Genomic DNA, 26,036 nt, shown 5'->3' with positions numbered 1-26,036 from the left:
GGATCGACATGAGCGACGGCAAGACCGGACTGCAACTGCGTTCGCTGATCAAGACGAGCGGAGAGCTCGAGATCTCGCTTGTCGACGTGCCGACCCCCGAGCCGGCGGACGATGAGGTCGTCGTCCGCATCGAGGCGGCGCCGATCAACCCGTCCGACCTTGGCCTGCTGGTTGGCGCTGCCGACATGAGCACCGCCAAAGCGTTCGGGACGAAGGATGCACCGGTCATCACCGCAAAGGTGCCTGACAGTGCAATGCGCGCCATGGGCGCGCGGATCGACCAGTCCTTGCCTGTTGGCAATGAGGGCGCCGGCGTCGTCATCAAGACCGGTTCGTCAGATGCTGCGCAGGCGCTGATGGGCAAGACGGTCGCGATGATCGGCGGCGCCATGTACGCGCAGTACCGCACCTTGAAGGCGCGGGACTGCCAGCCGCTGCCCGAGGGCATCACGGCTGCGGAAGGCGCGTCGTGGTTCGTCAATCCGCTGACAGCGCTTGGCATGACCGAGACGATGCGGCGCGAAGGCCACAAGGCGCTGGTGCACACCGCGGCCGCCTCCAATCTCGGCCAGATGCTGAACAAGATCTGCATCAAGGACGGCATCCCTCTGGTCAACATCGTGCGCAGCAAGGAGCAGGCGGAGATCCTGAAGAAGATCGGCGCCAAGTATGTCGTCGATTCCAGCGTGCCAAGCTTTCTCGACGATCTCACCAATGCGCTGATCGAGACCGGCGCTACGATCGCCTTCGACGCCATCGGGGGCGGCAAGCTTGCCGGCGACATCCTCAACTGCATGGAAATCGCGATCAACAAGACCGCGAAGGAATATAGCCGCTATGGCTCCAGCGTGCACAAGCAGGTCTATGTCTATGGCGCGCTCGATATCCGGCCCATCGAACTGCCGCGCGGCTTCGGCATGGCCTGGGGCGTCGGCGGCTGGCTGCTCACTCCGTTCCTGCAGAAGATCGGGCCTGCTGACATCGGACGGCTGCGTCAGCGTGTCGTGAGTGAATTGAAGACCACCTTTGCCAGCCACTACACCAAGGTGGTGTCGCTCCAGGAGGCGCTCGATCCCGCCAACATTGCGGTGTACGCCAAACGTGCCACCGGCGAAAAATTCCTCATCAACCCAAATAAATTGTCGTGATCAGCGGCGGCTAGTCACCCAAAACAGGTCTTGCCTTCTGAGCGAAGCGGCAGATTATTCCGCCGCCGTTGAACGCGGAAAAACCGCAACGCGCTCAGAAGGGGATATCTCCATGACCGATCTTAATCGCCGTCATCTGCTTGCAGGTGCGGCCGCCGTCGGCGCGGCCGCCGCCACGGGATTGCGACCAACCGTAAGCAATGCCGCGGTGCTGCAAGCCGGCGCGCAGGCGCCGGGCTTCTATCGCTACAAGGTCGGCAGCTTCGAGTGCACCTCGATCAATGACGGTGCGCGCAGCTTCCCGATGCCGGACAAGTTCGTCGTCAACATTCCGAAAGAGGAGGCGCTCGCCGCTGCTGACGCCGCCTACATGCCCAAGGGCATGGTCACGGTGCCGTTCAATCCGCAGCTGATCAACACCGGCTCCAAGCTCGTGCTGATCGACACTGGCAACGGCGTGGCCAATCTGGAGCCGAGCAAGGGCGCGGTCGGCCGCACCCTGCAAAACCTCCAGGCCGCCGGCGTCGACCCGAAGAGCATCGACGTCGTGCTGCTATCGCATCTGCATCCGGACCACACCAACGGCATCCGTTTGGCGGACGGCTCGATGGCCTTCCCGAATGCCGAAATCATGGTGCCGATCAAGGATTGGGAGTTCTGGGCCAGCGAGGACAACGCGGGCAAGGCCTCCAGCGACATGATGAAGAACTACTTCGCCAACGTGAAGAAGACCTTCGCGGGCATCGAGTCCAAGGTGACGAAGTACGAATGGGGCAAGGAGGTCGTATCAGGCATCACCTCGATCGCGACACCAGGCCACACGCCCGGTCACACCTCATTTGCGGTTGCCTCGGGCGACAAGAAGGTCCTGATTCAATCCGATGTCACCAACATTCCGGAGCTGTTCCTGCGCAACCCGGACTGGCATGTTGTCTTCGACACCGATGGCGCGCTTGCGCAGCAGACCCGCCATAAGTTCTACGACATGGCGGCGGCCGAGAAGGCGACCGTGGTGGGCTTCCACTTCACCTTCCCCTCGGTCGGCCATGTCGAGAAGGATGGCGCAAAATATCGCCTGATCCCGTCGGCCTGGAATCCGAGGATCTGATCCGAATTGCGGATTTGCCTGAAGATCGGGCCGCCACTTGGCGGTCCGATTGTTTTTGGGCAACGATCTGCTTTCGGGAAACGCAGCGTTTCCAAATCGGGCCAATTCATGCACTTGCATCCATCGGCCCGGATGGCTTAAGTGCCCTCGGCACTACCCCCCTCAAGGTTTCAAGGACAAACCATGGCCTACAACATCGTCGTGATCGCCGGCAGCCTGCGCAAGGACAGCTTCTCGCTGAAGATCGCCAACGCGCTCGCCAAGCTGGCGCCGACATCGCTCAAGTTCGAAGTCGTCACGCCGGCGGGCATCTCCTTCTTCAACCAGGACCTCGAGGGCGCGCCGCCTGCCGACTGGCTGGCATTCCGCGAGAAGCTGCAGAAATCCGACGGCGTTATCTTCGTCACGCCCGAGTACAATCGCGCCATCCCGGGCGTGCTGAAGAACGCCATCGACGTCGCCTCGCGGCCCTATGGCAAGAGCTCGTTCAACGGCAAGCCGGTCGGCATCATCTCCAACTCGCCGGGGCCGCTCGGTGGCGTCAGCGCCGCCAAGACGCTGCAGAATATCCTGCCGGGCATTTCAGGCCCGATCATGCAGCAGCCCGAAACCTATCTGAACGCGGTCGGCGATGCCTTCGATGCCGAGGGCAACCTGAGCAAGGACTCGCTGAAGACCGTGCTCCAGGCCTACCTCGACGCTTTCGCCGCGCACGTTGCCAAGCACCACGGCTGAGGCTTTCCGCCTAAGTTTGCCCATCTCTGCGTCATGCCCGGCCTTGTGCCGGGCATCCACGTTCTTCGTGGCCCTGGACGTCGATGGCCGGGACAAGTCCGGCCATGACGATGGGATCGGCAGAACCACGAACGGGCAGGTGCCTTAGCACTCCCTTAACCAAGCTGGCCCATCTTGCCATGATGGTCTCGCGCGCCCGCCTCAAATCGATCCTGACCGGCCTTGCCCTCTATGCGATGGCGGCCGCCATCGTCGGCTATTTCGGCGTCAACGCTTATACCGGCAAATATGGCCTCAACGCCCGCCAGGAGCTCGACCAGGAGATCATCGCGCTGACCAGCGAGCTCGCCCAGCTCAAGCGCGAGCGCGCCCGCAGCGAGCAGCGCGTCTCACTGCTGCGGACCGAGAAGATCGACCCCGACATGCTGGACGAGCGGGCCCGGTTCCAGCTCGACTACGTCAATCCGCACGATCTCGTTCGGATGATCCCGCAGAATTAGCCCAGTCCGCGCGATCCGAAACGGGCGGCGAAAGGCGCCTGCCGGATTCCCGATGCGGCTGCCAGCTATTCCGAAGGTCGTAGAGCCACGGCCGAACGCCGCCTTGACGCCGATGTGGCAAGGGAGGCAATGCTTGTTGGCGCCGCGATGCCGCCAAAGGTTGACGGAGATCAATCTGGTTGTGCCAGGCGCCACCTAGACTGCTTTCCGGAGGAAACAGTGATGGATGGGTCAATGCCCCGGCATCACGCGGCTCGTGTCGAAGCCGCTATTGCATCAGGCCAGGCGGCTCGGTCCGCGCTCGTGGCCTCGTGGCGCCGGTCCTCCCGACTGCATCATCTCGATCCCGCCGGCCGCAGCGAGCCGCTGCGGCTGAGCGACGCCGAGCTGCGACAGGCGCGCGAGCGCATCGCGCCGCTGCTGGCCGCCGCGCAAGGCGCCATGGACCGGCTCTATCAGGCGGTCGGCGCGAGCGGCTGTTGCGTGTTGCTTGCCGACGGCGAGGGGGTTCCGGTGGACCGCCGCGGTACACCGGCCGACGATTCGACATTTCAGTCCTGGGGCCTGTGGACCGGTGCGCTCTGGAGCGAGGAGCATGAGGGCACCAACGGCATTGGCACGTGCGTCGTCGAGCAGCGCCCGTTGACGATCGATCGCGACCAGCATTTCTTCACCCGCAATACCCTGCTGAGCTGCACGGCCGTTCCGATCTACGATCATGAGGCGGCCTTTGCCGGCGTGCTCGACGTCTCCTCCTGCCGCGCCGACCGCACCGACGCCTTCTCCAGCCTGATCGCGCTGGCGGCCGGTGAAGCCGCCAGGCGTATCGAGGCTGACCTGTTTCGCCGTGCCTTTGCCCATGCCCGCATCGTACTGACGCAAGCTGCGGATGGCAGTTGCAGCGGCCTCGTTGCGGTCGATGCGGACGATCTCGTGATCGGCGCCACGCGGACCGCGCGCGCGGCCCTCGGGATTGCACCGGGCCGCCCGATGCAGCCGGTGCCCGCAGCCGACCTGCTTGGCGGCGAACCCGGGCATGATCATCTCGACGGCAGTCAGCGCGCGGTGTTGCAGCGTGCGCTGTTGCGCGCCGGCGGCAATGTGTCGGCGGCCGCCAGGGCCCTCGGCGTCAGCCGTGCCACGCTGCACCGGAAGCTGAAGCGGTTCGAGCTGAAGCACTAGGCGCTGCTGCTTCCTCGGCCTCCATCGCGCTGTCGGTACAAAGTCAGGCCCCGTGCCCCGGACGCAGCGCAGCGCGTCGCTGCGCGTCCGGGGCACGAGAAGGACTCCGCCCACGACTGTCGCAGAACTGCGACAGGTCCGCTCCACCATCGCGTCCGCCCGGGCTGACAGAAATCGCCTCCCGCGAGATCGTCGGCGCAAGTCGCGAGCACGCGACGAATTTGCGCAAACAGCAACAACGGGAGTGAACATGAACAAGGTGGAATTCCTCAATCTCACGAAGAATCCGTTCGCCGCAAGCTATGACAATTTCATCGGCGGCAAATGGGTGGCACCGCGCGCGGGCAAGTACTTCGACAACGCCTCGCCCGTGACCGGGCAGGTCGTCTGCAAGATCGCCCGCTCCGACGCGCAGGACGTTGAAGCTGCGCTCGACGCTGCGCATGCGGCCAAGGACGCCTGGGGACGCACCAGCGTCGTCGAACGCGCGATCATCCTCAACAGGATCGCCGATCGCATGGAAGAGAATCTCGAGCGGCTCGCGATCGCAGAAACCTGGGACAACGGCAAGCCGATCCGCGAAACCCGCGCCGTCGACCTGCCGCTGGCGATCGACCACTTCCGCTACTTCGCCGGTGCCATTCGCGGGCAGGAAGGCAATCTCTCCGAGATTGATCAGGACACCGTCGCCTATCATTTCCACGAGCCGCTCGGCGTCGTCGGCCAGATCATCCCCTGGAACTTCCCGCTGCTGATGGCCTGCTGGAAGCTCGCGCCTGCGATCGCCGCCGGCAATTGCGTGGTGCTCAAGCCCGCCGAGCAGACGCCGGCTTCGATCCTGGTCTGGGCCGAGCTCGTCGGCGACCTCTTGCCGCCCGGCGTGATCAACATCGTCAACGGCTTTGGCCTCGAGGCCGGCAAGCCGCTCGCCTCCAGTCCCCGCATCTCCAAGATCGCCTTCACCGGCGAGACCACGACGGGCCGGCTGATCATGCAATATGCCAGCCAGAACCTGATCCCGGTCACGCTCGAACTCGGCGGCAAGTCGCCGAACATCTTCTTCAAGGACGTGTTGGCCGAGGACGACGATTTCCTGGACAAGGCTGTCGAGGGCTTCGTCATGTTCGCGCTCAACCAGGGCGAGGTCTGCACCTGTCCGAGCCGGGCACTGGTGCACGAGTCCATCTACGACCGCTTCATGGAGCGCGCTCTCAAGCGCGTGGCTGCCATCGTTCAGGGTGATCCGCGCGATGCCGCGACGATGATCGGCGCACAGGCCTCCAGCGAGCAATTGGAGAAAATTCTTTCCTATATCGACATCGGCAAGCAAGAAGGTGCCAAGGTTCTGGCAGGCGGTGCGCGCGCGAACCTCTCCGGCGATCTCGCCGGCGGCTTCTACATCCAGCCGACGGTGTTCCACGGCAACAACAAGATGAGGATCTTCCAGGAGGAGATCTTCGGGCCCGTCGTGTCGGTCACGACCTTCAAGACCGACGAGGAGGCGCTGTCGATCGCCAATGACACGCTCTACGGTCTCGGTGCCGGCATCTGGAGCCGTGACGCCAACCGCTGCTACCGCTTCGGCCGGGCCATCCAGGCGGGCCGCGTGTGGACCAACTGCTACCACGCCTATCCCGCGCACGCGGCGTTCGGCGGCTACAAGCAGTCGGGCATCGGTCGCGAGACCCACAAGATGATGCTCGATCACTATCAGCAGACCAAGAACCTCCTGGTCAGCTATAGCCCGAAGAAGCTCGGCTTTTTCTGATCGGGCAGTCCGGGCAGGGCAGCGCAATCCTCCCGTTGCGCTTGCCCTGTGCCGGTGAGATGGCAGCCATGAATGACAAGGTCAGCGCCACGGAGGCAGCACTCGAGCTCCGGGCCGAGATCTGCAGGGATCACGGCCCGGTGCTGTTTCATCAGTCAGGAGGCTGTTGCGATGGCTCATCGCCCATGTGCTACCCGGCCGGCGAGTTCGTCGTCGGCGACACCGATGTGCTGCTCGGCCATGTCGGCGGCATGCCGGTCTATATCGGCAGAGCGCAATACGAGGTCTGGAAGCACACCGACCTCATTATCGACGCCATTTCCGGGCGTGGCGGGATGTTCTCATTGGACAACGGGACCGAGAGGAGGTTCTTGACCAGGTCACGAATCTGTTCGCGCGATGGCTGCAGTTAGGTTTGTTGCCCGATCGGCGCCAAAGATTTTGCAATATTTCGACCACGCTGCAGTGCGGCATAATGAATGTCGTACCATGTCGCTGCAGTGCTTTCGCACGCGATTGAGTTGGGTTAGAGAGGGCTTAGTTTTCTCTGACCCGGAATTCTCATGGCCGCCCCCAAGAAAGCCGCCGCAAGCAGCCCCCACGACAAAACCGACGGCGGTTCGCCCCCGGAATTCACGAAAGAGCAGGAGCTGAAGGCGCTCCGCGACATGCTCCTCATCCGGCGATTCGAGGAAAAAGCCGGCCAGCTGTACGGCATGGGCGCGATCGGCGGCTTCTGCCATCTCTATATCGGCCAGGAGGCCGTGGTGGTCGGGATGCAGATGGCCCTGAAAGAGGGCGATCAGGTCATCACCGGCTATCGCGATCACGGCCATATGCTTGCCACCGGCATGGACGCCAATGGGGTCATGGCCGAGCTCACGGGCCGCCGCGGCGGTTATTCCAAGGGCAAGGGCGGCTCCATGCATATGTTCAGCAAGGAGAAGCACTTCTACGGCGGCCACGGCATCGTCGGCGCGCAGGTCTCGCTCGGTACTGGTCTTGCCTTCGCCAACAATTATCGCAGCAACGGCAATGTCAGCGTCACCTATTTCGGCGACGGCGCGGCCAACCAGGGCCAGGTCTATGAGAGCTTCAACATGGCCGAGCTCTGGAAGCTGCCCGTGATCTACGTCATCGAGAACAACCGCTACGCGATGGGTACGGCAGTGTCGCGCGCTTCTGCGCAGCAGGATTTTTCCAAGCGCGGCGTGTCCTTCAACATCCCCGGCAAGCAGGTGGATGGCATGGACGTCCGCGCCGTCAAGGCTGCGGGCGAGGAGGCGGCGGCCTGGTGCCGCGCCGGCAAGGGCCCCTACATCCTTGAAATGCAGACCTATCGCTACCGCGGCCACTCGATGTCCGACCCGGCAAAATATCGCACGCGCGAGGAGGTCGAGAAGGTCCGCCACGATCAGGATCCGATCGAGCAGGTGCGCAATCGCCTGCTCGCTGCCAAGGTTAGCGAGGCCGACCTCAAGGCGATCGATGCCGCAGTGCGTGACATCGTCAACGCCTCCGCCGATTTTGCCCAGCACGATCCCGAGCCGGATGCGTCCGAGCTCTGGACCGACGTTTACCGCTAAAACGCGCGCAAGCTTTCTTTTGGAGTCGATATGCCAATTCAAGTGCTGATGCCCGCGTTGTCGCCCACGATGGAAAAGGGCAACCTCGCCAAATGGCTTAAAAAAGAGGGCGAGGCGATCAAATCCGGCGACGTGATCGCCGAGATCGAGACCGACAAGGCCACCATGGAGGTCGAGGCGACCGATGAGGGCACGCTCGGCAAGATCCTGATCCCCGAAGGTACTGCCGACGTTGCGGTGAACACGCCGATCGCGACCATCCTCGCCGATGGCGAGAGCGCGGCCGATCTTGCCAAGGCGCCTGCACCGGCCGCCAAGGCTGCGGAGTCCGCGCCGCCCGCCGCGGCCAAGGCCGAAGCGCCCGCGCCCAAAGCTGCACCGGCACCGCAGGCTGTCGCCGAACCCGATCCGGAAGTGCCTGAAGGCACCGAGATGATCACCCAGACCATCCGCGAGGCGCTGCGCGACGCCATGGCCGAGGAGATGCGCCGCGATCCCGACGTGTTCGTGATGGGCGAAGAGGTCGCCGAATATCAGGGCGCCTACAAGGTGACGCAAGGGTTGCTCCAGGAGTTCGGCGCGAGGCGCGTGATCGACACCCCGATCACCGAGCACGGCTTCGCCGGTGTCGGCGTCGGCGCTGCCATGACCGGGCTCAAGCCCGTGGTCGAGTTCATGACCTTCAACTTCGCCATGCAGGCGATCGACCAGATCATCAACTCCGCAGCCAAGACGCTCTACATGTCCGGTGGCCAGATGGGTTGCTCGATCGTGTTCCGCGGGCCGAACGGCGCGGCGGCGCGCGTCGCCGCCCAGCACAGCCAGGATTACTCGGCCTGGTACTCGAACGTCCCGGGCCTCAAGGTCGTCGCGCCGTTCTCGGCCGCCGATTACAAGGGCCTGCTGAAGGCTGCGATCCGCGATCCCAATCCGGTGATCTTCCTCGAGAACGAGGTGCTCTACGGCCACACCGGCGAGGTGCCGAAGCTCGACGATTTTGTCATTCCGATCGGTAAGGCGCGCATCGTGCGGGCAGGGAGCCATGTCACCATCATCTCCTGGTCGAACGGCATGACGTATGCGCTGAAGGCAGCCGACGAGCTCGCCAAGGACGGCATCGAGGCCGAGGTGATCGACCTGCGCACGCTCCGTCCGATGGATACCGAGACTATCGTCAACTCGGTCAAGAAGACCGGCCGCGCCGTCACGGTGGAAGAGGGCTGGGCCCAGAGCGGCGTCGGCGCCGAGATCGCCGCGCGCATCATGGAGAATGCCTTCGACTATCTCGATGCACCGGTTGCGCGCGTCGCCGGCAAGGACGTGCCGATGCCTTATGCCGCGAACCTGGAGAAGCTCGCGCTGCCGTCGGCGGCCGAAGTGGTCGAGGCCGCTAAAGCCGTTTGTTACAGGTAGGCCATGGCGGGCCCGAAGGAGCAGCCATTACCGCCCGACGTCATGACCCGCGACGATGCGGTCGAGATCCTGCGCGTGTTCGTGCTGGATGGCGGGCTGTCGATGGCGTTCCAGCGCGCCTTCGAGGAGCCCGACATGTGGGGCCTCCTGCTCGTCGATCTCGCCCGCCACGCCGCGCGCGCCTATGCGCGCGAGAGCGAATATAGCGAGGAGGACGCACTGAACCGGATCCTCGACATGTTCCAGGCCGAGATCGAGCGTCCGACCGACACCGGCACCACGACACCGCGCGGGAAGGGGCACTAACTGTGGCGATCGAAGCTCATCACTACGATCTGATGCTCGAGGCGATCCGCGAGGCCGAGGCTTCGATCGCGCAAGGCGGCCTGCCGATCGGTGCCGTGCTGACGCGCGATAACAAGATCATCGCCCGCGGCCACAACAACCGCGTGCAGGAGAACAATCCGATCCTGCACGGAGAGATGAGTTGCCTGCGCGAGGCCGGCGCGATCTCGTTCCATGACACCGTCATGTACACCACGCTGTCGCCATGCTCGATGTGTGCCGGCGCGCTCGCGCTGTTCAAGGTCAAGCTCGTGGTGATCGGAGAATCCGTCACCTTCGAGGGCTCCAAGGATATTCTCGACAAGTTCGGAATTCCCTGGCTCGACCTTGCCGACGACCGCTCCATCACCATGATGAAGAACTGGCGTTCCATCCCCGCCAATGAGCGCCTGTGGCAGGGCGACATCGGCAACTAAAACCTGGTCTGTTCGTCTTCACTTTCGAAGACGACGTTTTGAGAAGTTTCTTCGTGAGGTCAGCATGCCAATCAACATCCTGATGCCCGCTCTTTCGCCGACGATGGAGAAGGGCAACCTCGCCAAGTGGCTGAAAAAGGAAGGCGACAAGGTCAAGTCAGGCGACGTCATCGCCGAGATCGAGACCGACAAGGCCACCATGGAGGTCGAGGCGATCGACGAGGGCACGATCGCCAAGATCCTGGTGCCCGAGGGTACGCAGGATGTGCCGGTCAACGATGTGATTGCGGTGCTTGCTGGCGAAGGCGAGGACGTCAAGGCCGCAGGGAGCGCCAAGCCAAGCGCTTCGGCCGCGCCGCCAAAAGCAGCTGAGGCGCCCGCCGCTGCGCCGGCTGCCGCACCTGCGCCTGTCGCGCCCAAGGCGGCGCCGGCACCCGCACCCGCCGCTGCACCTGCGCCGCAACCGGCTGCTCCTGCCGCGCAAAGCAATGGTCATGCTGGCCGCGTGTTCTCCTCGCCGCTGGCGCGGCGTCTTGCCAAGGAATCCGGCATCGATGTCTCGATGGTGACAGGCACCGGCCCGCATGGTCGCGTGGTTGCGCGCGACGTCGAGCAGGCCAAATCAGGCAAGGGCCTCAAGGCGCCCGCCGCAGCCCCGTCTGGTGGTGCGCCGTCGATCGCGCCGACCATGTCGGACAAGCAGATCCTGTCCCTGTTCGAGCCCGGCTCCTACGACATCGTTCCGCATGACGGCATGCGCCGTACCATCGCGCAGCGCCTGACCGCGTCGATCCAGAACGTTCCGCACTTCTATCTCACCATTGACTGCGATATCGGCAAGCTGCTCGCCGCGCGCGAGGAGATCAATGCCGCCGCGCCGAAGGACAAGGAGAAGAAGCCGCTCTACAAGATCTCGGTCAACGACTTCGTCATCAAGGCGATGGCGGTGGCGCTGCAGAAGATCCCGAACTGCAATGTCAGCTGGACCGAAAGCGGCATGGTCAAGCACCGCCACTCCGACGTCGGCGTTGCCGTGGCGATGCCGGGCGGCCTGATCACGCCGATCATCCGCAAGGCAGAGACCAAGACGCTCTCGACCATCTCCAACGAGATGAAGGATTTTGCCGCGCGTGCCCGCTCGCGCAAGCTGAAGCCGGAAGAGTATCAGGGCGGCACCACGGCCGTCTCCAACCTCGGCATGTACGGCATCAGCCACTTCACCGCGGTGATCAATCCGCCGCACGCGACCATCCTCGCGGTCGGCACCAGCGAGGAACGGCCCGTCGTGCGCGGTGGTAAGATCGAGATCGCGAACATGATGAGCGTGACGCTGTCGTGCGATCACCGCGCCATCGACGGCGCGCTCGGCGCCGAGCTGATCGGCGCGTTCAAGCAGCTGATCGAAAACCCCGTCATGATGATGGTCTGAAGCCGTCGCTGATAGGACCACGTCGAATGCGAACGCGCTGGCCCTGGATCTCGATGTTGCTGTCGATCATCATTCTCGTCAGCCCGATCGGCACCGAAATCCTGCACGACGCGTTCTTCAGCGGCGAGCAGCTCTCGCGCAGCATTGCGCAGCCGATCGCCCTCATCGGATTTGCTGGTCTGATCTCGATCTGCATCGTCGAGTGGCTGGTCAGGTCGATCATTTCAAAACGCCGCGCTCGCGGTGCAACGGTTTGAGTTGAATGGGAGCCGCCATGGCCGATACATCCTTCGACGTCATCATCATCGGTTCCGGTCCGGGCGGCTACGTCACGGCGATCCGCGCTGCCCAGCTCGGCTTCAAGACGGCGATCGTGGAGAAATCCTATCTCGGCGGCATCTGCCTGAACTGGGGCTGTATCCCGACCAAGGCGCTGTTACGCTCTGCCGAGATCTACCATTACATGCAGCACGCCAAGGATTACGGGCTGTCGGCGGAAAAGGTCTCGTTCGATCCGAAGGCAGTGGTGCAGCGTTCGCGCGGCGTCTCCAAACGGCTGAACGACGGCGTTGGCTTCCTGATGAAAAAGAACAAGGTGAGCGTGATCTGGGGCGCGGCCTCGATCGACGCGCCCGGCAAGGTCAGCGTGAAGAAGTCCGACGTCGAGGCGCCGAAGGGATCGCTCGGTGAGGGGACCTATCAGGCCAAGCACGTCATCGTCGCCACTGGCGCGCGGCCCCGCGTCCTGCCCGGCCTCGAGCCCGACAAGAAGCTGATCTGGACCTATTTCGAAGCGATGGTGCCTGAGCGGATGCCGAAGTCGCTGCTGGTGATGGGCTCGGGGGCGATCGGCATCGAGTTCGCGTCATTCTTCAAGACCATGGGCTCTGATGTCACCGTGGTCGAGGTGTTGCCGCAGATCCTGCCGGTCGAAGACGCGGAGATCGCCGGTCTTGCGCGCAAGCGGCTCGAGAAGCAGGGCATCAAGATCCTCACCAATACCGGTGTGACCAAGCTGGAGAAGAAGAGCGACAGCGTGGTCGCAACCCTCGACGACGGTAAGACAAAGCAGACGGCCGAGTTCGAGCGCGTGATCTCGGCGGTCGGCGTGGTCGGCAACATCGAGAATCTCGGCCTCGAAAAGCTCGGCGTGAAAACCGAGCGCGCCTGCATCGTGATCGACGGCTACGGCAAGACCAACATCCCCGGCATTTACGCCATCGGCGACGTCGCCGGTCCTCCCATGCTGGCGCACAAGGCCGAGCATGAGGGCGTGATCTGCATCGAGGCGATCAAGGGGCTGCACCCGCATCCGATGGACAAGCTGATGATCCCGGGCTGCACCTATTGTCACCCGCAGGTCGCCTCGGTCGGCCTGACCGAAGCCAAGGCCAAGGAGAGCGGCCGCGAGATCCGCGTCGGGCGCTTCCCCTTCGTCGGCAACGGCAAGGCGATCGCGCTGGGCGAGGACCAAGGCCTGGTCAAGGTCATCTTCGACAAGAAGACCGGCCAGCTGCTCGGCGCCCACATGGTCGGCGCCGAGGTCACCGAGCTGATCCAGGGCTACGTCGTCGCGATGAATCTGGAGACCACGGAAGAAGAGCTGATGCACACGGTGTTCCCGCATCCGACCCTGTCGGAGATGATGAAGGAAGCCGTGCTGGATGCGTATGGAAGGGTGTTGAACATCTGACCGGCACCGTCATTGCGAGTGCAGCGAAGCAATCCAGACTGCCGCCGCGGAAAGACTCTGGATTGCTTCGCTGCGCTGGCAATGACGAGCAGAACGACCTGATTGCAGAATGAGAAGGAAATCACCCCATGCACGACAACGACAACCTCACAATCGAACGCCCGACCTTCGTCACGCATCTCGAATGCGCCATGGAGGGCGACCATTACGCGGCCGACCAGGTCCATAACCTCTCCAAGGCCGGCAAGCCGCTGCTCGTGCGCTACGACCTCGCCGGCGTGAAGAAGGCGCTGACCAAGGACGCGCTGGCGCAGCGGCCCGGCGACATGTGGCGCTATCGCGAGCTGCTTCCGGTGCGCAAATGCAAGGACATCGTTTCGCTCGGCGAAGTCACGACGCCGCTGATCCGGCTGCCCAAGCTCGGCAGGAAGCTCGGCGGCGGCGAGATCATCGTCAAGGACGAGGGGCGCCTGCCGACCGGCTCGTTCAAGGCGCGCGGCCTCGTGATGGCGGTATCGATGGGCAAGGCGCTCGGCATCAAGCACATGGCGATGCCGACCAACGGCAATGCCGGCGCGGCGCTCGCGGCCTACGCCACGTCCTGTGGCATCAAGACCACGATCTTCTGCCCAGCCGACACGCCGGAGGTGAATGTCAGCGAGATCGAGCTGCAAGGCGCGACCGTCTACCGCGTCAACGGCTATATCGACGATTGCGGCAAGATCGTCGGCGAGGGCAAGGCGAAAGTCGGCTGGTTCGACACTTCGACGCTGAAGGAGCCGTACCGCATCGAAGGCAAGAAGACGATGGGCCTGGAGCTTGCCGAGCAGCTCGGCTGGGACGTGCCCGACGTGATCTTCTATCCGACCGGCGGCGGCACCGGCCTGATCGGCATGTGGAAGGCATTCGACGAGCTCGAGAGGATCGGCTTCATCGGTTCGAAGCGCCCGCGCATGGTCGCGGTGCAGGCCTCGGGCTGCGCGCCGATGGTGCGCGCCTATGAGGCCGGCACCGAGCACGCCACGCGCTGGGAGGACGCCCACACCATCGCCTCTGGCATTCGCGTGCCGCAGGCGATCGGCGACTTCCTGATCCTGCGCGCCGTGCGCGAGAGCAAGGGCTTTGCCATCGCGGTCGACGACGACAAGATCTCGTCGGCGCTCAGCGAGGTCGCGCGGGAGGAGGGGCTGCTGTTGTGCCCCGAGGGGGCCGCAACCTATGCCGCCTATAAGGAAAGCCTCGCGGATGGCCGCGTCAGCAAGACCGATCGCGTGATGCTGTTCAATTGCGCAACCGGGCTGAAGTACCCGCTGCCGCCGGTCACCCGCACGCTCGATCGCCACAAGCCGATTGATTACGCGCAGTTCTAGCGCGTCATTTTGCCTCTTCACGAACGATCCCTCTTCCCGTACGCGGGAAGAGACAAGAACAAGAACGTCGTCGCTGGGGAGACCACCATGGAGAAGGCCGTCTGGGCCGGACTGATCGGATTTCTCGCTCTTGCCGGCGTCGCGCGCGCCGACGATTATCCCTCTCATCCCATCACCATCATCGTGCCCTTTGCGGCCGGCGGTCCGTCCGATGCGATGGCGCGCGTGCTTGCCGAACGGATGCGGGTCTCGCTCGGCCAGCCCCTGGTGATCGAGAATGTCACCGGCGCCGGCGGCTCCATCGGGGTGGGACGCGCCGTGCATTCGCCGCCCGACGGCTACACCATTTCCTTCGGCCATCTTGGCACGCATGTCGCCAACGGCGCCGTCTACAAGCTGAATTACGATCTCGTCGCCGATCTCGAGCCGGTAGTGCTGCTACCGAGCAACCCGATGATCGTGGTCAGCAAGAACGCGGTGCCGGCGACATCGCTGAAGGAGCTGCTGGAATGGCTGAAGTCGCGACCGTCGCCGCCGACGGCGGGCACGGCCGGGGCGGGCTCCGGCAGCCACATCGCCGGCGTCTATTTCGAGAGCGTCTCCGGCATCAAGCTGCAATACGTGCCGTATCGTGGTACCGCGCCCGCGCTGAACGATCTGATCGCCGGCCAGATCGACATCATCGTCGACCAGACCTCCAACTCCATCAACCAGGTCCGCGCCGGCACCATCCGCGCCTACGCAGTCACCGACGACAAGCGTCTGGCCTCGGCGCCCGACATCCCCACCGCCGATGAAGCCGGGCTGAAGGGCTTCAACATGACGCTGTGGTCCGGCATGTGGGTGCCGAAGGGCACTCCGAAGGAGATCGTGACGAAGCTCAATGCGGCCGCCGTGGAAGCACTGAACGATCCCAGGGTGAAGAAGCAGCTCGAAAGCCAGGGCCTGGAGATGACGCCCAAGGATCAGCTCACGCCGGAGGCGCTCGGCATCAGGCAGAAGGCGGAGATCGCCAAATGGTGGCCGATCATCAAGGCGGCGAAGATCTCAGTGGATTGAGGCCGGACGTCACTCCGTGACGTCGTCACCCGCTGCCAGCGCCCTCTGCAGGCATTGCATCAGATCCGCGGGGCGGAACGGCTTCCCGAGACAGCAGACTGCCCCGGCTTCGAGCGCCCGGATGCGAAGGCCCTCATCCGGGAAACCCGTGATCAAGATGAACGGCGTAGCCGAACCCTGCGCGCGCATCTCCGTCAGCAAATCGATTCCGGTCTTGGACGGCATGTGCACGTCGGCGACGATGCAGGAGGTACTGTTGGAATCGCTGGAGCTCAAAAAATCTTCGGCCGAGGCAAATGTGTGGACGATATACCCGCGCGACCGCAAGAGGTTGTTGATCGCCGCCCGCACGTAGGGGTCGTCATCGAGCACCGAAATGACCGAAGCCGCTGACAAGGCGTCCGCTCCTCGCCCGGGATTGCGCTTGCCGTCGCGACGGCCCAACCTGAACATGCAGGGTGGACCTGCCACTCACCGTTGCATACTCATACTTAGGTTTGTACGTCGGACCGGCCGGGCCGAATGCCGAGCGCCTCACTCATTCTCACGAGGTCGGCCAGCGACTTCGCGCCCATTTTGCGCATGATCTGGCCGCGATAAATCTTGACGGTGATTTCCGCCAACCCGAGTTGGGCAGCCACTTGCTTGTTCATCAGGCCGGACGTCACCAGAGCCAATACGTCCCGCTCGCGCGAGCTGAGTGACTCGAAGCGCGATCTGACGTTCGAGACCGTCTTGTTGAGATCGCGGCGCTTGCGGTCTCGCTCGATCGCAGCCTGCACTGCGTCCAGGATGTCCTGGTCGCGGACCGGCTTGGTCAGGAAGTCGATCGCGCCGCCTTTCATGGCTCGAACGGTCATGGGAATGTCAGCGTGGCCGGTAATGAAGATGATCGGCGTGTGGATGTTGGCCTTGGCCAGATCGGACTGCAGCTCAAGGCCGCTGACTCCGGGCAGGCGGATGTCGAGCACCAGGCAGCTGGGGCCTTCCGGCGGCTTGGCCTGGAGCAGTTGAGAGGCCGAGCCGAATGCTTCGACGTTGAGGCCGACCGATTCGAATAGATTGGTGAGCGCACGGCGCATCGACACGTCGTCGTCGACGATGAGGACGATTGGCCTGTTGCCGTTGTCCTGCAGCGGCGAAGGCTCCGCGCGCTCGGTCACGATGTTTCCTCTACGTGGCGGGGCAGAGTAATCTGAAAAGTCGCGCCGCGCTCCTGGTTCGGTGCTGCGGAAAGACGTCCGCCATGCGCCTCGATGATGGAGCGACAGATCGACAGACCCATGCCCATGCCGGATGACTTCGTTGTAAAGAACGGCGCGAACATGCGTTCGATCACCTGTTCACTGATTCCGACGCCGCAGTCGGCGATGCTCAACACCACCGCCTCGTCGTCATCCGCCGCTGAGCGGATGGCCAACTCGCGCGGGCGATCAACGACGCCTTCCATGGCCTCAATGCCATTCATGATCAGGTTGATCAGGACCTGTTGCAACTGGATTCGATCGCCAAAAATCTTGGGTACCGCGGACGACAGCTCCATTCGCACCGAGACGGCATGGCTGGCCATCTCGCGCCGAACGAGTGCAACGGCCTCACGCACGACGACGTTGGCATCGAGGGGAACCATCTCGACGTCCGACCGCTTGGCAAGCGCCCGAACGTGACGGATGACGTCGCTGGCGCGCGTGCCGTCCTCGATGATCCACTCCACGGAGCGGCGGGCTGCTTTGACATCTGGCGGACTGCGTTGCAGCCAGGTGAGGCAAGCGTCGGCATTGGCGATCACTGCGGCGAGCGGCTGATTGATTTCGTGGGCAATGGAAGCCGTCAGTTCCCCTAGCGTCGTCACGCGTGTCACATGGGCCAACTCGGCTTGAGCCTTGCGCAGCGCGTCTTCGGCCTGATCGGCTCTGATCGCCGCAGTTATGTCGGTGCAGACGCCGCGGTAACCCAGAAAAGTACCCTCGGCATCAAAGAACGGCTTACCGCTGGTCCGGACGTAGATCGTCTGTCCGTTGCGGTCTCTGCTGCGATACACCAGGTCGCGGAATGGAACATGGGCGTCGAGCGCCGCTCGGTGTTGTCGCCATTTTTCGGGTTCGAGATCCGAGTCCGGAGCGATGTCCCAGCGCGTGAGTCCGATCAGGCCCGTCGGGGCGGTGGGAGTATCCGAATGTTCCGATATCAGGGTCACGCGGTGGTCCGGCCCCGTCTCCCAGAACCAGTCAGATGCAGTCTCGGCGTAGTCGCGAAAGCGCTGCTCGCTCTCGCGAAGCCTGCGCTCTGCCTCCTTGGTCGCCGTGATGTCGCTCACCGATCCCACGAACTCCACGTGACCGGCGGCATCCCGCGTGGCCCGGGCCACCGCACGGACATACTTGATGGAGCCGTCGGCCATCAGGAGCCGATACTCGTGATCGTAATCTGTTCCCTCGCGCGCAGCCCGCCCCGTGGTCCGTTGCACCGCAAGCCGGTCCTCCGGATGGATCCGCTGGAGCATGACCGCGATCTGTGGCTTGCTCCTCTCGTCGCATTCGAAGATGCGATAGGTCTCCTTCGACCAGGTGATCTCGCCAGTTGCGGCCCGCCAGCCGAAACTGCCGGTGTGGCTCAATTCCTGCGCCTGGGTGAGATAAGCCTCGCTCTGGCGCAGCGCATTTTCCGCTTCCTTACGCTCGGTGATGTTCTCGCAGGCCACGAGTACGATTGGCCCGCCATCGGCCCGCAGCATGGTCTTTGCGTTCTCGCGCACCCACAGCACCGAGCCATCCTTACGCACCTTCCGGATTTCCCAGGTGTGGGACTGATCGACGGTATCGAGGCACAGCGCAACGCACTCGCGGACGAAGTTGCGATCCTCCTCGAAGAAGACATCCAGCACCGATCGGCCGATCAGCTCTGCGGCCGTATAGCCCAGCTGCGCAGCGCCGAACGTGTTCACGTTGATCACGGTTCCGGCCGGATCGACCATGAAATACATGACCGGATTGTGCTCGAAGGCTTGCTGCCATTGCTTGACCGCTTCGAGCAGGCGGCCATCAGGCTCGGTATGCGACTTGAGGGCGACAGTCTGCCTGACGCAGCCGACGAGGAATTGCGCGGCTGACTTCCCGAACGTGACTGCCAGGCCAGGTTTCATCGCAGACGCTCCCGGCACTCTCTGCGCGAGCACAAGTAGAGCACGTTGCCGCAAGAGGGGCAATTCCGGACAAAGTCGGATGAAGGGGGTACGAGCTTCGCCTTCGAATTGACCCCGACCGCCCTGGCTATCGCGGCACGTCAAATACGCCAAAGTGTCTCACGTTGCCCGTGTATCCGGAGCATCGTGCGCCGTCTCGTTGAACGTGAACGAACGCGGCCGCCCCGGGCGAATACGGACAAACCTACGTATAGCTCCTCCAATCCTAATCATGTCGGTCATTTACCTCCGTACAATTGAGCGCTTCCTCCCCGGCGGACTACGCTCGGGATCAATCGGGAGTGTCGATCCGCCAATCGCGGCGAGCATACGAGAACCGGTCTGAAGGCATTGGGCGAGGCTGCTGCACTTCCCGACACGCAAGCGCGTCGCCGCAATTTACGACCCGCGAGAGGTCGAAGGGAACGAGCCGGCAAAAACGCGAGCAACAGAGGGAGACACCAATGTGTGATGCATCCGTACGTCCCAAGCATGGCCCATCCCAGTCCGAGCGTTGCTCTTCTGCGAAAGGGTGTGCGGTGTGTGGCGGAAAGTTTGGTCTGATCCGCTACTACTCGTGGCGCACCGCGCTCTGCTCCAAGAGGTGCGTCGATCGCTTCCGCACTCGCCGCGAGCGCGACCGTCGGTGGTTGTTTCGGGCTCAGTTCGCGTGAGGCTGAATTAGAGAGCTGAGACCGTTCTGCAGGTCCGATCCGGGAGTCCCTGTCTTGAATCGCCCATGCAGGTTCTTGTGCCCGATCATTCTGTTCTGCTTCCCCTTGGGAGGTGCCACATGAGATTCGCGTTCGTGCTGGTGAACGACCGGACCCCGTTCCGGCAGACCTGGTGCATGCAGTGCTGCGAGACGATTTGCGGCGGCTATCTCCGCGAGATCGCGACCCGTCTGACTTACTGCGACCACCGGTGCTACGCGTTGTTCTGCGAGGCCCTCGCACAAGATCGCATGAGGGCGGCTTCATGAACTTTGTGTTGGTCAATGACGAGCCTCCGCAAAGCGCGGCGACGTGCAGCACATGCTCGCGGTCGATCCTTTCAGGCTATGTCCGGCAGGTGCGGACACAGCGCCATTATTGTGACTATGACTGCTACCGCCGAGGCGAACTCATGACGCTGCTGATGCCCTGGTCGATGCCTGCTGGCAGAAAGTCGGCCGCCGACAACATGATCGAGATGTTGGCGGTGCTGAGTGCGGTCTCGTGCTGGAGCTCTACGATACAGATCTGGACCTTCGCGAGAGCCTTGACCAGCGTATTTCTGGACGGCCGCGATCCGATCACGACGGAAGGAGGTGACACCTAGCTGCGCGCTGCAGGCGCGTGGAAGCCGCAGCAACGTGACCTCGCAGGCGCCCGGTCCAGCCCCGGCGGCGTCGACTAGGGAGCGGGTGCTGCGGCCGCCACCGGTGCGACTGGGCCGGTCTGGTCCGTCACCACGCGCTGGTCGGCCTTGCTGGCGACCGTGCCGCTGCCCTCGAACCTCGCGCGGTAGACCTGCACGTTCTCCATCACGCGCTGGACGTAATTGCGCGTCTCCGACAGCGGGATGCGCTCGACCCAGTCGACTGGATCGACCTTGGGATCGCGAGGGTCGCCATGCGCCTGTACCCAGTCGCGGACCCGGCCGCGGCCGGCATTGTAACCGGCGAAGGTCATGATCTGGTTGCCGCGATATTCCGACATCAGCGCGCTGAGCTCGGCCGCGCCCATCTGCGTGTTGTAGACGGGGTCGGACACCATCCTGTCCCAGTCGTAGGTCACACCGAAGCGCTTTGCGGTGTCGCGGCCGGCTTCCGGCGTCACCTGCATCAGGCCGACGGCGTTGGCAGACGACTTGTCGCGCTGGTCGAATGCGCTTTCGGTCCGCGCCACCGAATAGATCACGCTGGCGTCGATCGCGGGCGCCACCTGCTTGTGTTCGGGAATGCCGATGGTCGGGAACGCATAATGATCAAGCGCCATCCCGCGGGCTAGCGCCGACTTGCCGACCTCGAGCATGACGCGCGCATCGTTGCGCTGGCTGGCAAGCTCGCCGAGGGCCGCGAGTGCCGCGATGTCGGAGCTCTCCTTGGCGAAATCTTCGGCGAAGTAGAGCACCACATCGCGCTCGCCGATGCCGTACAGCATGTCGGCGGCGTGCACGCGTTCGTCTGCGGCCGGCGCATCGGCTGCCGCCAGCACGGGCGAGGGCGTGCGCAGCTCGATTCCCTCGAGGCCAAGCCTGGCGCGGGCGAGCTGGCCATAATAGGCGGTCGGATAGCGTGCGGCCGCCTTGTAGCTCAAGCGCGCATCGGCCGTGGCTCCCATCGCCTCGGCCGCGCGGCCGCGCCAGTAATGAGCACGCGACAGCGCGATCGGGTTGCTCGAGCCTTCGTCGATCGCGGCGAAGTGTGCCATCGCCGCCTTGGGATCGTCGAGATAGCGCAGCGCGATCCAGCCGCACATGAAGTGATAGTCGACGCGATAGACCTCCATCGCCGGCACCGCGGCGGCGCGCACCACGTCGTACGCGGTCCTGAACTTGCCCTGGTCGAGCAGTTTTCGCGCGAGCAGGCGGCGCTCGCGCCACCAGGCATCGGTGTCCTGGGCCGCCATCGTGTCGGGCGCAGCGGCCAGGATCACTTCGGCTGCATCGTCGATGTGGTCCTTCTGGAGATGCCATTGCGCGCGGCACAGGACATATCCGAGGTCGCGGCGGCCGTCTGCCGACACGTCGTCGAGATAATCCTTTGCCTTGTCGGACTTGGCGTTGACCGCGGCGCAAGCCTTGACGATGGCGAGCGCATCCTCGCCCAGCCGTTTTGCGGCGCGCCTTGCGCCGGCATAGTCCTTGGCGCCAAGACGCTTGTCCATGCGGGCGCGATGATCCTCAACCCGTAACAGGTCGTGAAACGCTTCGTAGGAATCCTCCTCGCTGCGCTCGGACAATTCCTCCGAGCGCCAGGCGTCGCGGACGAGACGCGCGGCCCGGTCGTTGTCTCCTTCGGACAGCAGCACGCGGGCGAGGGCGAACTTGCCTTTGGCGCTGGTCGGCCGATCCATCGTGAAGGCGTGCACGGTGGCCGCGTCGCTCTTCTCCTGCCACAGCCGGGCCTCGGCGCGGCGGCGCAGCAGCGCGGCGCTCGGCCAGTCTGGATTGGCGGCGAGGAAGGCGGCATAGCGCTTGAAATTCGCGGTGCTCTCGGAATGGCGCAGCATGAACCAGTCGGCGAGCTTCTGTCCGGCGGGATCGGCAATGCGATCGCGCGCCGCAGTTGCGTCGTCGGCCTTGCCCTTGCGCGCGAGGTCGATCGCGTCCTTCAGCGCGGCGAGGTCGCCGGTCAGCGGCGGCGGCGCCGGTTTGTCCGCGGGCTCGTCGTTCCGCTGCTTGGACTTATGCTTGGCCTCGGCATGTTTGCCATGACGCGATCTCGCTGCGGCATGGCGGTGCTTGCCGGCTTTCACCTCATGCGCCTTCTTGGAACCAGACGATTTGTGACTGCTCTTCGCCACCAGCTCGGTAGGCACGAAGGCCAAAGCGGCCACGGCAACGACACACGCGAGCGAGCGTAGGCACTGGTTCATTCCATGGTCCCCCTGCGAAACCACTACAAACCAAGGTCCGCGACGACATGCGGCTTGAGAATCAACGACACCGGCAGCGATGCCGCGGTATCGTCTCGCATTCCTCACGCTCCCGCAACAATGCGGCAAAATACGGATGCCACGGAACTTCCGCAAAGGAGAAAAGGACAGGGTTCTTAACCTTTGTTAACGATCGGGGCTCGAGCGACGGTTGCGTTCGGTTCAGAGCGTCATGGCGGCTGAATCGCGCGTGTTCCCATCGCCAAATCCGGTGTATGGGTTCCCCGAGCCCGTTCTTTCAGCCTTTGCCCCGCACCTATGCCGCTTTTCAACCAGTCGATCCGGCGCAAGATCGTCGGCATCGCCCTCGGACTGATCGTCCTGATGCTGATCACCTCGATCCTGTCGATGGTGATGTCGAGTAAGGTCGGCATTCTCCTGGACGAGCTGACGAACCGCTATATCCCGGCCTACGGCCATCTGGCCCGCGCCAATGTCCGCTCGCTGGAGCGGTCGCTGGCGCTGCGGCGCATGGTCATGACCAGGATGCAATCGCCGTCGGACGATGAGGCCTATACGGCACGCCTTCACGAGTTCGAGGCGACAGACCGGAAGATCGAGGAGGAAGCCGAGGCCGCGCGCAAGCTCGTCAACGCAATCATCGACGATCCGAGGACGCCTTCGGACAATGCCGCGCTGGCTCGGATCGAGATCCGCATCGAAACCGCCGTCACCGACCTGCGGCGCGACCTGGATCAGGATCGCACAACGCTCCTCAAGCAGGTCGACGCCAAGCAGATGGCGGAGGCCCGCGCTACGCTGGAACACATTGACGGCCTGCGCGACCAGTTCAACCAGAAGATCGATGCGATCCGCACCGACATGCTGACGCAGGTGTTTTTCAGCACATCGCAAGTGATCGGCCATCAGCGCCGTGCTATCATCGTGTCGGGCATCGTGACCTTGCTCGCAGCAATCGTCGGATTTGTCTTTGCACTGCTGGTCTCCAGCGGCATCACCCGCCCGGTGCGGCTGTTGCTCGCCGGCACCCGGGAAGTGGAGGCGGGTCGCTTCGACAAGACCATTGCCGTCTCGACCCAGGACGAGATCGGCGAGCTAGCGGCCGCCTTCAACCGCATGATCGAGCAGCTGCGCCACAACGAGCGCATCCGCGAGACCTTCGGCCGCTACATCGACCCCAAGGTGGTGCAGGGCCTGATCGACCGGCCGGAGATCGCGATCGACGGCGAGCGCCGGGTGATGACCATCATGTTCTGCGACATGAGCGGCTTCACCTCGATGAGCGAGGGCATGACTCCGCGAGGCCTCGTCAAGGTGATGAATCACTATTTCACTGTCATGTCCGGCCCAATCCGCAGCAATCGCGGCGTGATCGACAAATATATCGGCGACGCCATCATGGCCTATTGGGGTCCGCCCTTCATCGAGGAGGATGAGCAGGCGCTGCTCGCGGGGCTGTCCGCCATCGACATGGTCGAGCAGGTGCCCGCGCTGCAGAAGCAGTTGCCGGATCTGCTCGGCATCCGCGCCATGCCGGCGCCGTGCGACCTGCGCATCGGCATCGCCACCGGCGAGGTCCTGACCGGCAGCATCGGCTCCGAGCTGATGATGAGCTTTACGGTGATGGGCGATGCCGTGAACCTCGCCTCGCGTCTCGAGGCCGCCAACAAGGTCTATGGCACCCGCATCCTGATCGCGCAGGCGACGGCGGAGGCGATCGGCGCGAAGCTCGAGCTGCGCGAGATCGATCGTCTGGCAGTCGCCGGCCAGAGCGCCCGGCAAGCGATCTTCGAGGTGATGGGCAGGGCCGGCGCGCTGACCGCGGCGCAAGTGGGTCTTCGCAAGCACTATGCCGAGGGCCTTGCCGCCTATCGCGCGTGTCGTTTCGATGACGCACGCGTGGCGTTCAACCTCGCGCTGGAGAGCAGCCCCGGCGACGGTCCTGCGCGCGCGCTGCTTGCCCGCATCGCAGAGCTCGAGGCCAGGCCACCGGCGTCCGATTGGGACGGCGCCTGGCGGATGGACAGCAAATAGCTGTCCGCCGGCGAATAATTGATGCTACTCCATAACGATGTTCGCCGTGACCTAATTTACGGGCCTACGTTTGCTGTCCTTGAGGCGTTTGACGGGGATACGCCGATGACAGAACTTGAGAACAGGCTTGAGCGGTTCGAGACACTCACCGCCGAATGCGAGCTGATTGCCAAGCTCGCCACCGACAGCACCAAGCGCGAATTCTACCTGAAGCTCGGCGATCAGTATCGCCAGCTCGCGGTGGACATGCGCCAGGTGATCGCGACCAAGGCTGCCGCCTGACGTAGCCTGAAGGTCTTCCGTTGGATCGAGGCACGATGGCGGGCACCCGTCTCACGGCGGGGCGTCGACCGGTCGCAATCGGTTCTTAACAATTGAGCTGCATTCTCGATGGGAAGCGGGGAGTCGCGCAATGCGATCCCCTGCGATGGGAATGCCTGGGGCAAGGTTGCGATGCAACGTTGCCCGCGAACCCCGTTCGTCCGACGGTCGATATCCCATGCGTCAACTCGCGGTCATCTTGTTTGCGCTTCTGACGGCAGCCTGCAATCAGGAGCAGGACGTCACCGGCTCGACTCCGCTCTGCCCGATGCGCAGCTACGGCTCCTACAATCCCCGCGACATGAACCAATGCGTTGCCGCCTGCAAGTCGTGCGACCATGGCAACACGGTCACCTGCACGACAGCCTGCACGCTCCACGGCGCGCGGTGAGGAGCGCGAGGCGCGGGTCAGCCGCGCGCCGCCACGCGTCGCAATTCCGGGAAAATGGCCTCGTCCTGGAGGATGACGTCGGCCGTTTGCTGATAGTGGGCCGTGAGCAGATTCACCGCCAGATCGGCATCGCCGCTCAGCACCGCCTCCATGATCGCTGCGTGCTCGTCACCGACGTGACGCGAAGGAAAGGCCTTGCTGATCGACAGCCGCCGGTAGCGATAGAGCTGGTCGGCCAGCTGGCCGCAGAATGCGAGCAGGGATTGCGAGCCACATTGGCCGATCAGGGTGCGATGGTAGATGCGGTGCAGCTTTTCCCATTCGGGATTGTCGGCGAATTCCGTGGCACTCAATGACCGCGGCACGCGGCTCAGCCGATGTTGGGCCAGGACGAGCTGCTCCTCCCATTCAGGCGTGGACGCCGCCATGGACTCGCGTAGCGCCAGCGCCTCGACCCAGCAGCGTGTTTTGGTCAGCTCGGCAAGCTCCGCACGGCTGACGTCCTTGACGTAGAAGCCGCGCTGCTCGCGGACCTCGACCAGTCCGTCGGCGGTCAGCCGGTTGAGCGCTTCGCGCAGCGGCGTTTGGCCGGTCTGGTAGGTCTCCATCAGGAACCGCATCTGCAGCTTGCGTGACGGGGCGAGGCGTCCGGACAGCAGGTCTTCGCGCAGCCGGTCATAGACATGGCTCGCCTGTGTCGATGGCGCCGGCAGGGGGGACGCCGCAGTCAATTCCACCGCTTCAGCCTCCGTTGT

Annotated in this window: 26 protein-coding genes; 21 read left to right on the top strand and 5 right to left on the bottom strand. The window is 63.8% G+C overall.

Going from position 1 to position 26,036, the window contains the following annotated elements:
* Positions 1 to 8: 8 nt before the first annotated feature.
* From XH88_RS38740 to XH88_RS38665, 16 genes are all read left to right on the top strand, one after another.
* Positions 9 to 1,148 (top strand): zinc-binding dehydrogenase, encoded by a 1,140-nt coding sequence (locus tag XH88_RS38740; RefSeq protein ID WP_271673407.1) that lies wholly within the window; start codon positions 9 to 11, stop codon positions 1,146 to 1,148.
* 112 nt (positions 1,149 to 1,260) lie between these two features.
* Positions 1,261 to 2,256, top strand: a complete 996-nt coding sequence (locus tag XH88_RS38735; protein ID WP_271673406.1) for an MBL fold metallo-hydrolase — start codon at positions 1,261 to 1,263, stop codon at positions 2,254 to 2,256.
* Between the two features lie 183 nt (positions 2,257 to 2,439).
* A complete protein-coding gene (locus tag XH88_RS38730) occupies positions 2,440 to 2,991 on the top strand; it encodes an NADPH-dependent FMN reductase (protein WP_271673405.1) in 552 nt (183 codons plus the stop codon).
* Between the two features lie 182 nt (positions 2,992 to 3,173).
* Positions 3,174 to 3,491 (top strand): FtsB family cell division protein, encoded by a 318-nt coding sequence (locus XH88_RS38725; protein WP_027529774.1) that lies wholly within the window; start codon positions 3,174 to 3,176, stop codon positions 3,489 to 3,491.
* Positions 3,492 to 3,713: 222 nt separating this feature from the next.
* On the top strand, positions 3,714 to 4,673 hold the full coding sequence (locus tag XH88_RS38720; RefSeq protein WP_271673404.1) for a GAF domain-containing protein: 960 nt from the start codon (positions 3,714 to 3,716) through the stop codon (positions 4,671 to 4,673).
* Positions 4,674 to 4,923: 250 nt separating this feature from the next.
* Complete coding sequence (adh, locus tag XH88_RS38715; protein ID WP_271673403.1) at positions 4,924 to 6,441, top strand: aldehyde dehydrogenase; 1,518 nt, start codon at positions 4,924 to 4,926, stop codon at positions 6,439 to 6,441.
* Positions 6,442 to 6,509: 68 nt separating this feature from the next.
* Positions 6,510 to 6,854: a DUF779 domain-containing protein gene (locus tag XH88_RS38710; protein ID WP_271673402.1), complete on the top strand. Its 345-nt coding sequence runs from the start codon at positions 6,510 to 6,512 to the stop codon at positions 6,852 to 6,854.
* Positions 6,855 to 7,004: 150 nt separating this feature from the next.
* Entirely contained in the window at positions 7,005 to 8,027 is a 1,023-nt protein-coding gene (gene pdhA, locus XH88_RS38705) for a pyruvate dehydrogenase (acetyl-transferring) E1 component subunit alpha (RefSeq protein ID WP_271673401.1), read from the top strand.
* Between the two features lie 30 nt (positions 8,028 to 8,057).
* Entirely contained in the window at positions 8,058 to 9,440 is a 1,383-nt protein-coding gene (locus XH88_RS38700) for a pyruvate dehydrogenase complex E1 component subunit beta (protein WP_271673400.1), read from the top strand.
* Between the two features lie 3 nt (positions 9,441 to 9,443).
* Positions 9,444 to 9,746, top strand: a complete 303-nt coding sequence (locus XH88_RS38695; RefSeq protein ID WP_271673399.1) for a DUF5076 domain-containing protein — start codon at positions 9,444 to 9,446, stop codon at positions 9,744 to 9,746.
* Between the two features lie 2 nt (positions 9,747 to 9,748).
* Positions 9,749 to 10,201: a nucleoside deaminase gene (locus tag XH88_RS38690; protein WP_271673398.1), complete on the top strand. Its 453-nt coding sequence runs from the start codon at positions 9,749 to 9,751 to the stop codon at positions 10,199 to 10,201.
* Between the two features lie 64 nt (positions 10,202 to 10,265).
* Positions 10,266 to 11,630 (top strand): pyruvate dehydrogenase complex dihydrolipoamide acetyltransferase, encoded by a 1,365-nt coding sequence (locus tag XH88_RS38685; protein WP_271673397.1) that lies wholly within the window; start codon positions 10,266 to 10,268, stop codon positions 11,628 to 11,630.
* A 26-nt stretch (positions 11,631 to 11,656) separates the two neighbouring features.
* Positions 11,657 to 11,887, top strand: a complete 231-nt coding sequence (locus XH88_RS38680) for a hypothetical protein (protein ID WP_271673396.1) — start codon at positions 11,657 to 11,659, stop codon at positions 11,885 to 11,887.
* A 17-nt stretch (positions 11,888 to 11,904) separates the two neighbouring features.
* Positions 11,905 to 13,323, top strand: coding sequence for a dihydrolipoyl dehydrogenase (gene lpdA, locus XH88_RS38675; RefSeq protein WP_271673395.1), 1,419 nt, complete (start codon positions 11,905 to 11,907; stop codon positions 13,321 to 13,323).
* Positions 13,324 to 13,451: 128 nt separating this feature from the next.
* Positions 13,452 to 14,693 (top strand): threonine synthase, encoded by a 1,242-nt coding sequence (locus XH88_RS38670; protein WP_271673394.1) that lies wholly within the window; start codon positions 13,452 to 13,454, stop codon positions 14,691 to 14,693.
* A gap of 87 nt (positions 14,694 to 14,780) precedes the next feature.
* Positions 14,781 to 15,752, top strand: a complete 972-nt coding sequence (locus XH88_RS38665) for a tripartite tricarboxylate transporter substrate binding protein BugD (RefSeq protein WP_271673393.1) — start codon at positions 14,781 to 14,783, stop codon at positions 15,750 to 15,752.
* A 9-nt stretch (positions 15,753 to 15,761) separates the two neighbouring features.
* Here XH88_RS38665 and XH88_RS38660 read toward each other — a convergent pair whose 3' ends face one another.
* The 3 genes from XH88_RS38660 to XH88_RS38650 all read right to left on the bottom strand — a co-directional run bounded on the left by XH88_RS38660 (position 15,762) and on the right by XH88_RS38650 (position 18,894).
* Positions 15,762 to 16,148 carry a response regulator transcription factor gene (locus XH88_RS38660; protein WP_271673392.1) on the bottom strand — a complete coding sequence of 129 codons (387 nt, stop codon included), beginning with the start codon at positions 16,146 to 16,148 and terminating at the stop codon, positions 15,762 to 15,764.
* 95 nt (positions 16,149 to 16,243) lie between these two features.
* Complete coding sequence (locus XH88_RS38655) at positions 16,244 to 16,915, bottom strand: response regulator transcription factor (RefSeq protein WP_271673391.1); 672 nt, start codon at positions 16,913 to 16,915, stop codon at positions 16,244 to 16,246.
* A complete protein-coding gene (locus XH88_RS38650) occupies positions 16,912 to 18,894 on the bottom strand; it encodes a PAS domain S-box protein (protein ID WP_271673468.1) in 1,983 nt (660 codons plus the stop codon). Before XH88_RS38650 ends, XH88_RS38655 begins: the two co-directional genes overlap by 4 nt.
* Positions 18,895 to 19,726: 832 nt before the next feature.
* On the opposite strand from XH88_RS38650, the gene XH88_RS38645 reads away from it, so the two are divergent.
* On the top strand, positions 19,727 to 19,915 hold the full coding sequence (locus XH88_RS38645) for a hypothetical protein (protein WP_271673390.1): 189 nt from the start codon (positions 19,727 to 19,729) through the stop codon (positions 19,913 to 19,915).
* A gap of 143 nt (positions 19,916 to 20,058) precedes the next feature.
* Positions 20,059 to 20,253 (top strand): hypothetical protein, encoded by a 195-nt coding sequence (locus XH88_RS38640; RefSeq protein ID WP_271673389.1) that lies wholly within the window; start codon positions 20,059 to 20,061, stop codon positions 20,251 to 20,253.
* Positions 20,254 to 20,327: 74 nt separating this feature from the next.
* Here the strand turns inward: XH88_RS38640 and XH88_RS38635 are convergent, their stop codons facing one another.
* Entirely contained in the window at positions 20,328 to 22,514 is a 2,187-nt protein-coding gene (locus XH88_RS38635) for a lytic transglycosylase domain-containing protein (RefSeq protein WP_271673388.1), read from the bottom strand.
* A gap of 318 nt (positions 22,515 to 22,832) precedes the next feature.
* On the opposite strand from XH88_RS38635, the gene XH88_RS38630 reads away from it, so the two are divergent.
* From XH88_RS38630 to XH88_RS38620, 3 genes are all read left to right on the top strand, one after another.
* A complete protein-coding gene (locus tag XH88_RS38630) occupies positions 22,833 to 24,569 on the top strand; it encodes an adenylate/guanylate cyclase domain-containing protein (protein WP_271673387.1) in 1,737 nt (578 codons plus the stop codon).
* 105 nt (positions 24,570 to 24,674) lie between these two features.
* Positions 24,675 to 24,851, top strand: a complete 177-nt coding sequence (locus tag XH88_RS38625; protein WP_271673386.1) for a hypothetical protein — start codon at positions 24,675 to 24,677, stop codon at positions 24,849 to 24,851.
* A 217-nt stretch (positions 24,852 to 25,068) separates the two neighbouring features.
* A complete protein-coding gene (locus tag XH88_RS38620) occupies positions 25,069 to 25,281 on the top strand; it encodes a hypothetical protein (RefSeq protein ID WP_271673385.1) in 213 nt (70 codons plus the stop codon).
* 17 nt (positions 25,282 to 25,298) lie between these two features.
* Here XH88_RS38620 and XH88_RS38615 read toward each other — a convergent pair whose 3' ends face one another.
* A complete protein-coding gene (locus XH88_RS38615) occupies positions 25,299 to 26,018 on the bottom strand; it encodes a GntR family transcriptional regulator (protein WP_271673384.1) in 720 nt (239 codons plus the stop codon).
* Positions 26,019 to 26,036: the final 18 nt, after the last annotated feature.

This window comes from Bradyrhizobium sp. CCBAU 51627, from assembly GCF_028128765.1.
In the GTDB taxonomy this organism is placed as follows: domain Bacteria; phylum Pseudomonadota; class Alphaproteobacteria; order Rhizobiales; family Xanthobacteraceae; genus Bradyrhizobium.
This window is presented reverse-complemented; position numbering and strand designations above follow the sequence as displayed.

Bases quoted from the DNA above. Each gene is read 5' to 3' on its own strand.
- XH88_RS38695 (WP_271673399.1), top strand. From the start codon at position 9,444: ATGGCGGGCCCGAAGGAGCAGCCATTACCGCCCGACGTCATGACCCGC.
- XH88_RS38680 (WP_271673396.1), top strand. From the start codon at position 11,657: ATGCGAACGCGCTGGCCCTGGATCTCGATGTTGCTGTCGATCATCATT.
- XH88_RS38645 (WP_271673390.1), top strand. From the start codon at position 19,727: ATGAGATTCGCGTTCGTGCTGGTGAACGACCGGACCCCGTTCCGGCAG.
- XH88_RS38630 (WP_271673387.1), top strand. From the start codon at position 22,833: ATGCCGCTTTTCAACCAGTCGATCCGGCGCAAGATCGTCGGCATCGCC.
- XH88_RS38625 (WP_271673386.1), top strand. From the start codon at position 24,675: ATGACAGAACTTGAGAACAGGCTTGAGCGGTTCGAGACACTCACCGCC.
- XH88_RS38665 (WP_271673393.1), top strand. From the start codon at position 14,781: ATGGAGAAGGCCGTCTGGGCCGGACTGATCGGATTTCTCGCTCTTGCC.
- XH88_RS38700 (WP_271673400.1), top strand. From the start codon at position 8,058: ATGCCAATTCAAGTGCTGATGCCCGCGTTGTCGCCCACGATGGAAAAG.
- XH88_RS38635 (WP_271673388.1), bottom strand. From the start codon at position 22,514: ATGAACCAGTGCCTACGCTCGCTCGCGTGTGTCGTTGCCGTGGCCGCT.
- XH88_RS38710 (WP_271673402.1), top strand. From the start codon at position 6,510: ATGAATGACAAGGTCAGCGCCACGGAGGCAGCACTCGAGCTCCGGGCC.
- XH88_RS38735 (WP_271673406.1), top strand. From the start codon at position 1,261: ATGACCGATCTTAATCGCCGTCATCTGCTTGCAGGTGCGGCCGCCGTC.
- XH88_RS38650 (WP_271673468.1), bottom strand. From the start codon at position 18,894: ATGAAACCTGGCCTGGCAGTCACGTTCGGGAAGTCAGCCGCGCAATTC.
- XH88_RS38720 (WP_271673404.1), top strand. From the start codon at position 3,714: ATGGATGGGTCAATGCCCCGGCATCACGCGGCTCGTGTCGAAGCCGCT.
- XH88_RS38685 (WP_271673397.1), top strand. From the start codon at position 10,266: ATGCCAATCAACATCCTGATGCCCGCTCTTTCGCCGACGATGGAGAAG.
- XH88_RS38640 (WP_271673389.1), top strand. From the start codon at position 20,059: ATGACGCTGCTGATGCCCTGGTCGATGCCTGCTGGCAGAAAGTCGGCC.
- XH88_RS38740 (WP_271673407.1), top strand. From the start codon at position 9: ATGAGCGACGGCAAGACCGGACTGCAACTGCGTTCGCTGATCAAGACG.
- XH88_RS38725 (WP_027529774.1), top strand. From the start codon at position 3,174: ATGGTCTCGCGCGCCCGCCTCAAATCGATCCTGACCGGCCTTGCCCTC.
- lpdA (WP_271673395.1), top strand. From the start codon at position 11,905: ATGGCCGATACATCCTTCGACGTCATCATCATCGGTTCCGGTCCGGGC.
- XH88_RS38730 (WP_271673405.1), top strand. From the start codon at position 2,440: ATGGCCTACAACATCGTCGTGATCGCCGGCAGCCTGCGCAAGGACAGC.
- XH88_RS38670 (WP_271673394.1), top strand. From the start codon at position 13,452: ATGCACGACAACGACAACCTCACAATCGAACGCCCGACCTTCGTCACG.
- adh (WP_271673403.1), top strand. From the start codon at position 4,924: ATGAACAAGGTGGAATTCCTCAATCTCACGAAGAATCCGTTCGCCGCA.
- pdhA (WP_271673401.1), top strand. From the start codon at position 7,005: ATGGCCGCCCCCAAGAAAGCCGCCGCAAGCAGCCCCCACGACAAAACC.
- XH88_RS38620 (WP_271673385.1), top strand. From the start codon at position 25,069: ATGCGTCAACTCGCGGTCATCTTGTTTGCGCTTCTGACGGCAGCCTGC.